12 protein-coding genes are annotated in these 12,392 nt (G+C 70.6%); 8 read left to right on the top strand and 4 right to left on the bottom strand.

The window, feature by feature from the left end; translation table 11 throughout:
• Positions 1-101: 101 nt before the first annotated feature.
• Both J2S42_RS21550 and J2S42_RS21545 read right to left on the bottom strand, forming a co-directional pair.
• Positions 102-1,196, bottom strand: coding sequence for an aminotransferase-like domain-containing protein (locus J2S42_RS21550; protein ID WP_307241828.1), 1,095 nt, complete (start codon positions 1,194-1,196; stop codon positions 102-104).
• 124 nt (positions 1,197-1,320) lie between these two features.
• On the bottom strand, positions 1,321-1,713 hold the full coding sequence (locus J2S42_RS21545; protein WP_307241826.1) for a CBS domain-containing protein: 393 nt from the start codon (positions 1,711-1,713) through the stop codon (positions 1,321-1,323).
• A gap of 101 nt (positions 1,714-1,814) precedes the next feature.
• Here J2S42_RS21545 and J2S42_RS21540 point away from each other — a divergent pair, with 101 nt between their 5' ends.
• Genes J2S42_RS21540 through J2S42_RS21525 form a run of 4 tightly spaced genes read left to right on the top strand, consistent with a single transcriptional unit; the run spans position 1,815 to position 4,808 of the window.
• On the top strand, positions 1,815-2,282 hold the full coding sequence (locus tag J2S42_RS21540; protein ID WP_307241824.1) for an NUDIX hydrolase: 468 nt from the start codon (positions 1,815-1,817) through the stop codon (positions 2,280-2,282).
• Positions 2,283-2,309: 27 nt separating this feature from the next.
• Complete coding sequence (locus J2S42_RS21535; protein ID WP_307241823.1) at positions 2,310-3,041, top strand: phosphocholine cytidylyltransferase family protein; 732 nt, start codon at positions 2,310-2,312, stop codon at positions 3,039-3,041.
• Positions 3,029-4,090 (top strand): iron-containing alcohol dehydrogenase family protein, encoded by a 1,062-nt coding sequence (locus J2S42_RS21530; RefSeq protein WP_307241821.1) that lies wholly within the window; start codon positions 3,029-3,031, stop codon positions 4,088-4,090. Before J2S42_RS21535 ends, J2S42_RS21530 begins: the two co-directional genes overlap by 13 nt.
• Entirely contained in the window at positions 4,071-4,808 is a 738-nt protein-coding gene (locus J2S42_RS21525; RefSeq protein ID WP_307241820.1) for a CDP-alcohol phosphatidyltransferase family protein, read from the top strand. The genes J2S42_RS21530 and J2S42_RS21525 overlap by 20 nt, the downstream gene beginning before the upstream one ends.
• Before the next feature lie 24 nt (positions 4,809-4,832).
• On the opposite strand, the gene J2S42_RS21520 is transcribed toward J2S42_RS21525, so the two are convergent.
• Positions 4,833-6,401, bottom strand: coding sequence for an arylsulfotransferase family protein (locus J2S42_RS21520; protein WP_307241818.1), 1,569 nt, complete (start codon positions 6,399-6,401; stop codon positions 4,833-4,835).
• A 51-nt stretch (positions 6,402-6,452) separates the two neighbouring features.
• Positions 6,453-7,610: a glycosyltransferase family 4 protein gene (locus J2S42_RS21515; RefSeq protein ID WP_307241816.1), complete on the bottom strand. Its 1,158-nt coding sequence runs from the start codon at positions 7,608-7,610 to the stop codon at positions 6,453-6,455.
• 26 nt (positions 7,611-7,636) lie between these two features.
• Between J2S42_RS21515 and J2S42_RS21510 the strand changes: the two genes are divergently transcribed.
• From J2S42_RS21510 to J2S42_RS21495, 4 genes are all read left to right on the top strand, one after another.
• Complete coding sequence (locus J2S42_RS21510; RefSeq protein ID WP_307241814.1) at positions 7,637-8,497, top strand: Fpg/Nei family DNA glycosylase; 861 nt, start codon at positions 7,637-7,639, stop codon at positions 8,495-8,497.
• A gap of 284 nt (positions 8,498-8,781) precedes the next feature.
• Positions 8,782-10,392 carry a sugar transferase gene (locus J2S42_RS21505; protein WP_370879216.1) on the top strand — a complete coding sequence of 537 codons (1,611 nt, stop codon included), beginning with the start codon at positions 8,782-8,784 and terminating at the stop codon, positions 10,390-10,392.
• 39 nt (positions 10,393-10,431) lie between these two features.
• Positions 10,432-11,640, top strand: a complete 1,209-nt coding sequence (locus J2S42_RS21500) for a sensor histidine kinase (RefSeq protein ID WP_307241810.1) — start codon at positions 10,432-10,434, stop codon at positions 11,638-11,640.
• Positions 11,637-12,392: a LytR/AlgR family response regulator transcription factor gene (locus J2S42_RS21495; RefSeq protein WP_307241808.1), complete on the top strand. Its 756-nt coding sequence runs from the start codon at positions 11,637-11,639 to the stop codon at positions 12,390-12,392. The genes J2S42_RS21500 and J2S42_RS21495 overlap by 4 nt, the downstream gene beginning before the upstream one ends.

Here is a 12,392-nt window from a genome sequence, read left to right as displayed (position 1 = left end):
CCCGAAGGAAACCCCGGACCGGGCCTGACCGCACATTGTCGTAAACCCGACAGATCAAGAGGGCACCTTTTGGTGCTGTCAGGCGTTAGTGCGCACTATTTTCAGCCCCGCACCGCGTCGATCGCGGCGGCCAGCCGGCGCACGCCCTCGTCGATCTGGTCCACGGTCACCGCGGAGAACGCCAGCCGCAGCGAGTGCTCGCCGCCCTCGAGCAGGAAGTCCGTGCCCTTCACGACCGCCACGCCGCGCTCGGCCGCGGCCGGGAGCAGCTTGTCCACGTACACGTCGTCGGGCAGGTCGATCCAGAGGAAGTAACCGCCGTCCGGCTCGGTGAACCGCACGCCCGGGATGTGCGCGCGCAGCGACTCGGCCAGCACCCGGGCCCGCTCGCCCAGCGCCGCGCTGACCGTCGCGATCGACCGGTCGATGTCGCCGGACACGCAGAACTGGTGCACGATCGCCTCGGACACCATGCCGGGCGAGATGTAGAGGTTCGTCGCGCGCTTCGCGATGTCACCGATCAGCTTCGCGGGACCGACCAGGTAGCCGACGCGCACGCCGGGGCAGACCGTCTTGGTGAAGCTGGACGCGTGCACGACCACGCCCTCGGTGTCCATCGACAGCATCGACGGCAGCGCCTCGCCGCGGAACCGGATGTCCGCGTACGGGTCGTCCTCGAAGATCGTGAAGCCGAACTCCTTGGCCAGCGCCAGCAGCTCACGGCGGCGCTCCAGGGAGAGCGTCACACCGGCCGGGTTCTGGTAGTTCGGGATGATGTGGGCGAGCGTCGGGCGCACGCCGGACTCCAGCAGCGCGCGCAGCTCCGCGGTGTCGATGCCGTCCACGTCCAGTGTCACCTGGTGCACCTTGCCGCCCAGGTTCTGCAGGTTGAGCAGCGTCCGGTCGTACGTCGGCTTCTCCACCACGACCGCGTCACCGGCCTTGACCAGGTGGTCGAAGAGGAACGCGTCGGCCTGCAGCGATCCGTTCGTGATCAGCACCTGCTCCGGCGCGACGCCGTGCTTCTCCGCGATCCACTTCCGGAGCGGGACGTAACCCACCGAGGTGCCGTAGGCGGAGATGCCCGCCGGGTCGGCGTCGAACGCACGCACCGCCGCGGCCTTCAGACCCTCGATGTCCACGATGTCGAGGGAGGGTGCGCCACGGGCGAAGGAGATCAGCTGCTCAGCGGTCATGCGCTACAGCTTACGAGCCAGGCATGATCTTCCCCATGCCCGTTCCCGACTGGTGAAAGCCCTCGGAAAAAGCGGCGGGGACGGGTGCACCGGCCGCAGAAAGCGACCGGCGCCACCCGTACCGTCAGGAGGTTTTCAAGGATCTTTCCCGCGCCCAGACGCGCATGATGTCGCGGACCGAGATCACGCCGAGGACCTCGTCGCCGTCCAGCACGACCAGGTGCCGGAAACCGCCGCGGGCCATCGCGAGCGCGGCCTCCTCCAGCGTCCAGCGTGGGCTCGCGTAGACGACGTCCCAGGTCAGGTGACCGCCGATGCGTTCGATATCCGGGTCCAGCCCGGCGCCGATCGCCTTGAGCAGGTCCCGTTCGGTCATGATCCCCACGCCCTCGCCGTCCGGGTCGAGGATCACGGCGGAGCCGATGCCACGGTCGGCCATCATCGTGGCCGCCTGGCGGAGTGTGTGATCGGGCCCCAGCGTGAGCACCAGGGCGGACATGGCATCGCGAACGTGCATGGCGCATCTCCCTTGATACGGCTGCTGTTCGTGCTGTCCCTCATGGTTGCGAATGCGCAGGCGGAGCGGCAAGAGCGCCGGGTTCCGCTAATCTCACGTCCGTGACATCGCCCTCCGGCCGGACGCCCGCGGACCCGCTGCTCTGCGCCGGTGCGCTGATCGTCGACGACGACGGCCGGATCTTCGTGCAGCGGCGGTCGGCGGACCGGCGGTTGTTCCCGGACACCTGGGACATCGTCGGCGGCCATGTGGAGGCGGGGGAGAGCGTCGAGGAGGCGCTGCACCGCGAGGTCCGCGAGGAGACCGGCTGGATCCTGTCGCACGTGCTCGGCACGGTCGGCGAGCACACCTGGAAGGGTGACGACGGGCTCTACCGGCTGGAGACCGACTACCTCTGCCGGGTGGACGGCGACCTGACCCGGCCGCGGCTGGAGGCGGGCAAGCACACCGACTTCGCCTGGGTCACCGAGACCGAGCTGGATCTGCTGGACGAGAACCGGCCGGACGACGACACGATCCGGCGGATCGTCGCGGACGGGTTCGCCATGCTCCGGGTGTTCGGTTTCTGACGGTCGGTCGTTGTTCTCGGTATGGGAATGATCGGTCTCGTGCTCGCTGCCGGTGCCGGACGACGTCTGCGCCCGTACACCGATGAGCTGCCGAAGGCGCTCGTACCGGTGGACGGCGAGACCACGATCCTGGACATCGCGCTGCGCAACCTGGCGTCCGTGGGCCTGTCCGCCGTGACGATCGTGGTGGGCTACCGCGCTGACGCCGTCGCGGCCCGCGTGGATCAACTTCAGGATCGTCACGGGGTACGGCTGACGCTGGTGCACAACGACCGGGCCGAGGAGTGGAACAACGCGTACTCGCTCTGGTGCGCCCGAGACCACTTCGCGGACGGTGCGATGCTGGTCAACGGCGACACCGTGCACCCGGCCGGCGTGCAGAAGACGCTGCTGGCCGCGCGCGGCCCGTCGATCGTGCTGGCGCTGGACACCGCGAAGCAACTCGCCGCCGAGGAGATGAAAGCCGATTTTTCGCCCGACGGGCGCCTTAGCCGGATCACCAAGCTGATGGACCCGGCCGCGGCGACCGGCGAGTACATCGGCGTCTCGCTCATCTCGCCGGCCGCGGCCGGTGGCCTCGCGGACGCGCTGGAGACGGTCTGGCGCCGCGACCCGCACCTTTACTACGAGGACGGCTTCCAGGAGTACGCGGACCGCGGCGGCGCGATCCGGTACGCGGACATCGGCGACGTCCCCTGGGTCGAGGTGGACGACCACGACGACCTGGCGCGCGCCCGGGCCATCGCATGCCGCTACTAGCCCGCACGATCCTCACACCGCTGCACGTCGACGTGCGCCGCGGTGCCGTGGCCGACCTCGGCCGGATCCTCGCGGACGGCCGGATATCCGCCGGCGGCGACGTGGCCGTGGTGGTCGGGCACGGCGTCGGCGCGCGGGTCGCCGACCTGATCCGGCCCAGCCTCGGCGCGGCCGACATCTTCACGGTCTCCGGTGGCACGCTGGACAGCGCGAACGAGCTGGCTGCGAAGCTGCGTGCCCGGTCGTACGACGCGGTGGTCGGGATCGGCGGCGGCACCACGCTGGACACCGCGAAGTACGCGGCCACCCGCTACGGCATCCCGATGGTGTCGGTCGCCACCAGCCTCGCCAACGACGGCATCGGCTCACCGGTCGCGAGCCTGGTCAACGACGGGATCAAGGGCTCGTACGGCGTGCACATCCCGATCGCGGTCATCGTCGACCTGGACTTCGTCGAGTCCGGCCCGTCCCGCTACAACCGCGGCGGGATCGGCGACGTGCTCAGCAACCTCAGCGCGCTCGCCGACTGGGAACTCGCCCGGGACATCCGCGGCGAACCGGTCGACGGACTGTCCGCGTCACTGGCCCGGATGGGCGCGGAGGCGCTGCTCAGCCATCCCGGCGACATGACCGACGACGGCTTCGTCACGGTGCTCGCCGAAGGCCTGATCGCCAGCGGCTTGGCGATGGCGGTCTCCGGCTCCAGCCGCCCGTGCAGCGGCGGCTGTCACGAGATCATGCACGCGGTCGACGTCCTTCACCCCCGCACCGGCTCGCACGGCGAACTGGCCGGCATGGGCGCGTTGTTCTGCACGTTCCTGCGCGGCGACGAGACACGCTTCCGGCAGATCTCCCGCTGCCTGCGCCGGCACGGCCTGCACCGCACCCACCGGGACTTCGGCCTGACCGACGAACAGTTCGTGGACGTCATCGCGTTCGCACCGCGCACCCGCCCCGACCGATATACGATCATCGAACACCTGGACATGGGTACGAAGGAGATTCGCGCGCGGCTGGCAGACTACGTTGATGCAGTCCAGCGCTCCTGAGCACCAGCCGGCCGAGTCCGACTTCTACCGCGTCAACCGCGGCGGCGGCCTCTACAGCGAGGCGGTCAGCCAGCGACTCGGCGCCAAACTCGCGCTCTTCGGCTACCGCAAGAAGCTCGCACCGACCACGCTCACCATCTTCAACCTGGGCATCAGCGCGGTCGTCTCCGCCCTGGTCATCGTGACCGCCGCCCCGGTCGCCGCCGGTCAGGTGCCCGGCGTGGTCATCGGCCTGATCGCGCTGGCCGGCTGGCAGCTCGCCTACGCCTTCGACTGCGCCGACGGCCAGCTCGCCCGGGTCACCGGCCAGACCAGCTCCGACGGCGCCCGCGTCGACATCCTGTGCGACGTGGCCGGCCAGATCGCGCTGGTCGGCGCCCTCTCCGCGGTCGCGGTCGCCCAGGAACCGGAGACCCCCGCCTGGCTGATCGCGCTCTTCGCCGGCGGCTGGATGGTCAACCTGATCACCTCGGTCCTGGCCACCGGCCCCCAGGCAGCCAGCATGCTGAAATCCAACACGCTCCCGATCCGCATCCTGAAGCTGATCCGCGACTACGGCGCCATCATCGCCGTCGCCGCCGCCGTCCTCACCGTGGCCCCCATCGCCATGGTCTGGTTCATCGGCATTTTCACCCTCACCAACGGTGCTTTCCTCCTCACCAGCATCGCCTTCAGCGCCCGCAACGCCCTCCGCGCCCACGACCTGCCGCGGTCCTGACGGACCGGCAGGGACGTAATCGGCTCAGCCGCGGACCGGGATGATGGCGGAGGAGCCGAGGAGGCGGCCGTTGGGGGCGAAAGCGTCGGCGCGGAGGTATTCCGGGGTGCCGGGGACCGTGAGGGCGGTTTCGAAGCCGGTGCGGTCGCCCTCGGCGACCACGCCGAGGCTGCCGGGCTGGGCGCCGGCGCGGATCTGCCACGTCTCGACCTCGGTGGCGCCGTTCCAGCTGGCGTAGGCGACCAGTTTGCCGGCCTCGCGGCGCAACCCGACGGCGGGCTGGTCGGCCGGCTCGGCGGTCCAGGTGGCGCGGGACGCGCGGTACGACTGGCTGTCCGACGGGAGCCGGCCGTCGAAGAGCACGGTGCCGTCCGAGGCGAACTCGGTGAAGTACGGCAGCTCGCCCCAGCCGATGAACGAGCCGCCGTCCGGCCGTTCCTCCATGCTGCCCTGGGTGGGCGCGGACAGCCGGCGCGGGTGTACGTACTCGTGGACCAGCGTGGCCGTGCCGGCGTCCTCGTCCAGTGTGAGGATCAGGCCGCGGGAGCGGTCGTGTTCGCGGGTGATGCCGGCCGCGTTGTCGAACAGGCCGATGGTGCCGTCGCTGCGCCGGCGCGCGTCGTGCTGCCAGGAGAACGTGGCCTCGGGTGGCAGCTGGAAGTCGCTCTTCTTGCCGCCGAGCCGCCAGATCACGTCGCCGGTTGACCGGTCCACCTTGTAGACGGTCCAGGTGTGCCGGGCGGAGATGAGCAGGTTGCCGTCGTCGTCCTCGGCCACCGAGTTCGCGTGGAAGTAGTCGTACGGCAGCAGTGCGGAGTCGCCGGTCGGCAGCGGCGCGTACGACTCGTCGTACGGTACGTGGTCGCTGGCCCGCCACTCCATGAGCAGCTTGCCGGTGGCGATGTCGACCTCCTGGAGCACGCCGTCGTGCAGCGCGCCCGCGGCCGGGCCACCGACCGGGGTGAGGTCCGCGGAGATCGGGCGGTACACCCAGAACAGCGCGGTGCCGCGTGAGGTGATCTTTAGGTCGTGCTGGTCGGCCTGGGTGACGCCGTCCGCGCGGATCCGGGTGACCTCGCGGTAGCGGTTGTCGAAGATGACGAACTCGCCCTGTCCTATGCCGAGACCGCCGGTTCCGCCGATCAGGCCCTCCCACCAGGTCAGCACCGGCTTGTCCTGATATTTCTGAACCTTCAGGTCGATCGCGACGGTGGCCGGCGCGGGCACCGGGCGGAACCACACCGGCACGCCGTTCGTGTCCACGATCAGTGTGCCGAACTGACCGCGTCCCTGCGCGGGGGTGAGGAACACCAGCCCGGCGGACGGGTCCGGCGCCGGTGTGGACACCACCACCCGCTGCACGTGCAGGTCGGGCCGGGAGATGAAGTTCAGCAGGTTGTCCGCGCCGCCGGCCTCCGCGCCGCGGTTCGCCTCGCGGGCCGAGTCCGCGCCGATCACGAATCCGGCGCCGCAGCCGCTGAGCCCGACGGCCGCGAGTCCGGCGCCGGCGATCAGGAGTTGCCGCCGGGACCAGCGCCGGGGCGGCTCGGGCAGCGTGTCCGGCATCGCGCTGATCGGAGAGGGAGGAATCATGCCGCTTCCCGTCACGAGTCGCACCTTTCCCGGAGAAGCCGCGGAATACGCTCACACATTGCTGAGAAGACCGTCGTACACGTCGAGCAGGCGGCGGGTGACCACCCGCGGGTGGAACGTCGACTCGTACCGTGCCCGCGCCGCGTGTGTCAGCGCGGCCGCGCCGTCCCGGGCGGCCGGCAGTGCCGCGGCCAGCTCGTCCGCGTCCGCCCGCACCACCCAGCCGGCGTCCCCGATCAGGTAGGGAATGCCGCCGAGCGCGCTGCCGAGCACCGGCCGGCCGGCGGCCAGCGCCTCGATCGTCACCGTCGGAAGCACATCGTGCCAGGTGGAAACCACAAGAACCACCGCGGTACGCCGCAGCGCCGCGCGCACGCCGTTCCGGTCCAGCACGCCGAGGTACTCCACGTCCGTGCGTGCGGCCGCCGCGGCCTCGACCGCCGGGCGCAGCTCACCGTCGCCGGCGATGCGCAGCGTGCCGAGCGCGCCGTCCGGGTGCCGGTGCCAGGCGTCCAGCAGCAGACCGAGGCCCTTCTCCGGGGAGAGCCGGGCGAGGTAGAGGAAGCCGTCGCCGGGCGCGGCGGGCGGGCCCGGATCCGGCACCGCGTTCGGCTTCACCACGATGTGCGACGGCGGGATCCCGTACCCCTGCAAATGGTCTTTGATCGCCCCGGTGAGCGCGATGAAGCGGTCGACCGCGCGCCAGGTCGGCCGGTGCACCGCGAGCGCGGTTGCCATCACCGCGCTCTGTGCCCGCGAACCCCGGTAGCAGCCGTGCACGATCGCGGGCAGCGGGAACGTCCGATCACGGCAGTCCGTGCAGATCCGGCCGTCCCGGAAGAACAGGCCGGGCGCGCAGACCTGGCGGTAGTTGTGCACGGTCTGCACCACCGGGACGCCGTGCCGGTGCGCGGTGCGGACGATCCAGGGCGAGATCAACGGGTACGGGTTGTGCAGGTGCACCACGTCCGGGCGATGTGCACGGAGCACACCGGCCAGGTCCCGCTGCGCGGCCGGTGCGTAGATCGGCGAGATCGGCAACAGCGCCTTGCTCGCCGCCGACATCCCGGGAATCGCGTCCGAGCTGCGGAGGAACGGCACCACCTCGACGCCCGCATCGGACAGCTGAGCGATCTCCTGATCGACGATCGTGTTCTCACCGGACGGCATGGCGTCGCGGTAACGATTGTGCGCGACCAGGACCTTCATAGGTCCAAGACGCTACCGTTTGAGACGTGCCAGAGTTACCGGAGGTGGAAGCGCTCGCCGCGTACCTTCGCGAGCGCGCGGTGGGCCGCACGGCCGACCGCCTGGAGGTCGTCGCGATCAGCGCCCTGAAGACGTACGATCCGCCGCCGTCGGCGGTCGCGGGCCTGGAGATAACGGCCGCGGGCCGGCACGGCAAGTTCTTGGACGTCACGTTCGGCGGTGAGATTCACCTGGTGGTGCACCTGGCCCGGGCCGGCTGGCTGCACTACCGCGAGTCGTTCCCGGCCGCCACGCCGCTGAAGCCGGGCAAGGGCCCGATCGCGGTCCGGGTACGGCTGGACGACGGCTCCGGTTTCGACCTGACCGAGGCCGGTACGAAGAAGAGCCTCGCCGCCTACCTGGTCCGTGACCCGGCCGAGGTGCCGGGTGTGTCCCGGCTCGGTCCGGACGCGCTCGCCGTCGACCTGGCGACGTTCACCGCGCGGATCACCAGCCGGCGCGGGCAGATCAAGGGCGTGCTCACCGATCAGGAGATCCTGGCCGGGATCGGCAACGCGTACTCCGACGAGATCCTGCACGTGGCGAAGCTGTCGCCGTTCGCGCTGACGAACAAGCTGTCCGCCGAGCAGATCGCGCGACTGTTCGAGGCGATGCGCGCGGTGGAGACGGACGCGGTCACCCGTTCGGTGGGCCAGCGGGCCGCGGAGCTGAAGGGCGAGAAGCGCTCCGGTTTCCGGGTGCACGCGCGGACCGGATTACCGTGCCCGGTTTGCGGCGACACGGTGCGTGAGGTCTCGTTCGCGGATACGAGCCTTCAGTACTGCCCCACGTGTCAGACCGGGGGTAAACCGCTCGCCGATCGCCGACTTTCTCGAATCGTGCGATAAATCTCCACAGTAATCGCTCGCAATCTGAGCGTGACCTGCGAGGACTCCCCAATGCCCAGGAGAAGAACAATGCGGTCTCAACCCGTGAATCCGGCGCTTCGGCGACCTTTCGCAGACCGGTTCCGTCGGTATAGTGTCCCGGTCTCACGCACTGAAGCGAGGAACCATCGGCCGTCAGGCCGGTGCCGGTTTCCCGGACCGAGCGACGGAGCGTAATGTCTGCCGGGTCACCGCCACGTCCCGGGAGTCATGGGAAACTGATGCGGTGGGCTTCCCATGGCCCGATGGGCGGGTGGGTAGCACCTGTCACGCGGGAGGACGTAGGTGAGGTGACGACGAGCCTCCAACGCCCGGTCGTCAAAACAGGCCGGAGCAACAGCGTGCCCCAGTACGACGAGTTCGAGATTCAACCGACTCCGCCCGAGCGGCCCACGAACGGTGTGCCACGCTCGGCCTGGACGAGGGCGAAACGCACCGTCTCACGGTGGCACCGGCCGTACACGGTCATGCTGCTCCTCCTCGACTTCGGCGCCGCGGCGATCGCCAGCCTGATCGCGGTCTCGCTTTTCGAGCAGGCGGCCTCGGGCTTCCAGGATCCGGACAACGGCGAGCCGTGGTTCCAGGCCGTGGCGTACGTGCTGCTGCCGCTCGGCTGGCTGATCGTGCTGTGGGCCAACGGCGCCTACGACCGCCGCTACCTCGGTCTCGGCACCGATGAGTTCAAACGGGTGACCCGGGCTTCGGTGACGGTCGCGGCCAGCGTGTCCTTCATCGCGTTCGCCACCAAGACCGACCTGTCCCGGCTCTCGGTCGGCTTCGCGCTGGTCGGCGCGACCGTGCTGATCCTCTTCGCGCGGTACGTCGCACGCCTGATCCTGCACGTGTCCCGCCGCCGGTTCGGCGCGGCCGCGCAGCGCATGGTGCTGCTCGGCACGCTGCCGGAGACGCTCGAGGTCTACACCGCGGTCACCCGCAGCCCGGCCGCCGGCCTGGTGCCGGTCGCGATCCACCTGACCGACGGCTACGCAGCCGCGAAGGGCCTGGAGACGCCGGTGCCGGTGCACGCCGGTAAGGACGTGCTGGCGCTGGTCCGCGAGGTGGGTGCGGACACGATCGCGTTCTGCGGCTCGGCCAGCGCCGAGCCGGGTGAGCTGCGCCGGCTGGCGTGGCAGCTGGAGGGCACCGGCATCGACCTGGTGGTGGCGCCGCAGCTGACCGACATCGCCGGTCCGCGGGTGCACATCCGGCCGATCGAGGGCCTGCCGCTGCTGCACGTGGAAGAGCCGACCATCTCCGGTCTCGGCTGGCTGGCCAAGAACGTGATGGACCGGGTGGCGGCCGGGCTCGGCCTGATCCTGCTGTCGCCGCTGCTGCTGGCGATCGGTATCGCGATCAAGATCTCCGACCCGGGTCCGGCGTTCTTCCGGCAGTCGCGGGTGGGCCACGAGGGCAAGACGTTCAAGGTCTGGAAGTTCCGGACCATGTACGTCGACGCCGAGGAGCGGCTTGCCTCGATGCAGGACATGAACGAGACGGACGGTCTGCTCTTCAAGGTCAAGAACGACCCGCGGATCTTCCCGGCCGGCCGGTTCCTGCGGGCCAGCTCGCTGGACGAGCTGCCCCAGCTGATCAACGTGCTGTTCGGTGAGATGTCGCTGGTCGGGCCGCGCCCGCTGCCGGCCGACGACGGTGACTTCCTCGGCGACGTGCGGCGGCGGCTGCTGGTCCGCCCCGGTATCACCGGCCTGTGGCAGGTCTCCGGACGCTCCGACCTCTCCTGGGACGAGGCGGTGCGGCTGGACCTCTACTACGTGGACAACTGGTCCCTGGCGTACGACCTGAGCATCCTGTGGCGCACGGTCGGCGTCGTCGTGGCCCGGAAGGGCGCCTACTAAGGCCTTGTGCAAATTTGCCCCCACCGTCAGGATTCGGCGGTGGGGGCAAATCTGTCTACGGCCGCGGCCGTGCTGGCGCTCATCAGCGCGCTGGCCGCCGCGGTCGCCGCGGTCATCCGGCTCCGGCAGCGGCGCGGCATCGCCACCGAGGCACAGCGCGCCACGTACCAGTTGCTGCACACCGCGAGCCTGGCCGCGGAACCCCTGCGCGCCGGGCTCGACCGGGTGAACGCGGCCAAGGCGGTCCGGCACCTGCGCACGCTGGTCGGAGCGCCCGGCCTCGCGCTGACCGGCACCGACGGCCTGCTCGGGCTGGACGGCCGCGGCGCGCACCACACCCCGCAGCTGGCCGCGGCCGGTGCCCGCGCGATCGCGCAGAACCGCTCCGCCGTCCTCGGCCAGAACGACCTGCCCTGCGACCGGATGGACTGCGTGGTGCGCGGCGCCGTGGTGGCACCGCTGACCGGACCGGACGGCCGGTCCGGGGCCGCGCTGGTCGCGGTCGCGGACGGCCAGCCCGCGCCCGGGCTGGTGCAGGCCACGCTGGAGACCGCGCGCTGGGCCGCGGCACAGCTCGCGCTGGCCGAGCTGGACTCGTCGCGCGAACGGCTGGCCCGCGCCGAGGTGCGGGCGCTGCGCGCGCAGATCAGCCCGCACTTCATCTACAACGCGCTGACCGCGATCGCCTCGTTCGTGCGGACCGACCCGGAACGCGCCCGCGAGCTGATTCTGGAGTTCGCGGAATTCACCCGGTACTCCTTCCGGGCCCACGGCGAGTTCACTACGCTCGCCGAGGAGTTGCGCTCGATCGATCGGTACCTGACCATCGAGCGTGCGCGGTTCGGAGACCGTCTGCAGGTCCGCCTGCAGATCGCCCCGGAGGTCCTTCCGGTGAGCCTCCCGTTTCTCTGCCTGCAACCGCTGGTGGAAAATGCGATCCGGCACGGCCTCTCGCGCAAGCCCGGCACCGGGATGGTCAGCATCGAGGCCAGCGACGCCGGGGCGGAGTGCCACATCACGGTGGAGGACGACGGGGTCGGGATGGACCCCGCCGTACTCGTCGCCGGGATGGCACAGGCGGCCGGGGAGTCCGACGACTCCGGCCAGCACGTCGGCCTGTCGAACGTGGATGAGCGGCTGCGGTCGGCCTTCGGTGACCAGTTCGGACTGGTCGTCGAGACCGCCCTCGGCGCCGGAATGAAGGTGAGCATGCGAGTGCCCAAATTCCACCCAGGCGTACGCGCGTGACGGCGTTCCTGCGGGTGCTGGCGGTCGACGACGAGCCGCCGGCGCTGGACGAGCTGGCCTACCTGCTGCGTACCGATCCGCGGGTGGCCCGGGTGTACACGGCCGGTGACGCCACCGAGGCGCTGCGCCTACTGCGGGACACCGACGTGGACGCGGTCTTCCTGGACATCCGCATGCCCGGCCTGGACGGCATGGAACTGGCCCGGGTGCTGCGCCGGTTCGCCCGCCCGCCCGCGATCGTGTTCGTCACCGCCTACGACGACGGCGCGGTGGACGCGTTCGACCTCGGCGTCACCGACTACGTGCGCAAGCCGGTCCGCACCGAACGGCTGGCCGAGTCGCTGCGCCGGGTCGCCGAGGCGCGCGTGATCCCGGCCCAGCGCGCCGCACTGGCCCGCGGCGAGGACGACCCGACGATCCCGGTCGAGCTGGCCGGCACCACCCGCATGCTGCCCCGGTCCGCGGTCCGCTGGGTGGAGGCGCAGGGCGACTACGCGCGGCTGCACACCTCGGACGGCTCGCACCTGGTCCGGGTGCCGCTGGCCACGCTGGCCGAGCGCTGGGCCGACGCCGGGTTCGTCCGGATCCACCGGTCCTACCTGGTACAGCTGCGGCTGATCGCGGAGCTGCGGCTGGCCAACTCCGGCTACGTCGTGGTGGTCGACGGCACCGAGCTGCCCGTCTCCCGCCGGCACACCCGTGAGCTGAAGGACCGCCTGGTCCGCGCGGCCAAGCAGGACTGGAACCGCTGA

It is taken from the genome of Catenuloplanes indicus (assembly GCF_030813715.1).
Classification (GTDB): Bacteria; Actinomycetota; Actinomycetes; order Mycobacteriales; family Micromonosporaceae; genus Catenuloplanes; species Catenuloplanes indicus.
This window is presented reverse-complemented; position numbering and strand designations above follow the sequence as displayed.

What these genes read in the sequence shown, in the direction of transcription:
- J2S42_RS21550 (WP_307241828.1), bottom strand. Translation starts at nt 1,196, where the DNA reads ATGACCGCTGAGCAGCTGATCTCCTTCGCCCGTGGCGCACCCTCCCTC.
- J2S42_RS21545 (WP_307241826.1), bottom strand. Translation starts at nt 1,713, where the DNA reads ATGCACGTTCGCGATGCCATGTCCGCCCTGGTGCTCACGCTGGGGCCC.
- J2S42_RS21535 (WP_307241823.1), top strand. Translation starts at nt 2,310, where the DNA reads ATGATCGGTCTCGTGCTCGCTGCCGGTGCCGGACGACGTCTGCGCCCG.
- J2S42_RS21530 (WP_307241821.1), top strand. Translation starts at nt 3,029, where the DNA reads ATGCCGCTACTAGCCCGCACGATCCTCACACCGCTGCACGTCGACGTG.
- J2S42_RS21525 (WP_307241820.1), top strand. Translation starts at nt 4,071, where the DNA reads ATGCAGTCCAGCGCTCCTGAGCACCAGCCGGCCGAGTCCGACTTCTAC.
- J2S42_RS21520 (WP_307241818.1), bottom strand. Translation starts at nt 6,401, where the DNA reads ATGATTCCTCCCTCTCCGATCAGCGCGATGCCGGACACGCTGCCCGAG.
- J2S42_RS21515 (WP_307241816.1), bottom strand. Translation starts at nt 7,610, where the DNA reads ATGAAGGTCCTGGTCGCGCACAATCGTTACCGCGACGCCATGCCGTCC.
- J2S42_RS21505 (WP_370879216.1), top strand. Translation starts at nt 8,782, where the DNA reads ATGGGCGGGTGGGTAGCACCTGTCACGCGGGAGGACGTAGGTGAGGTG.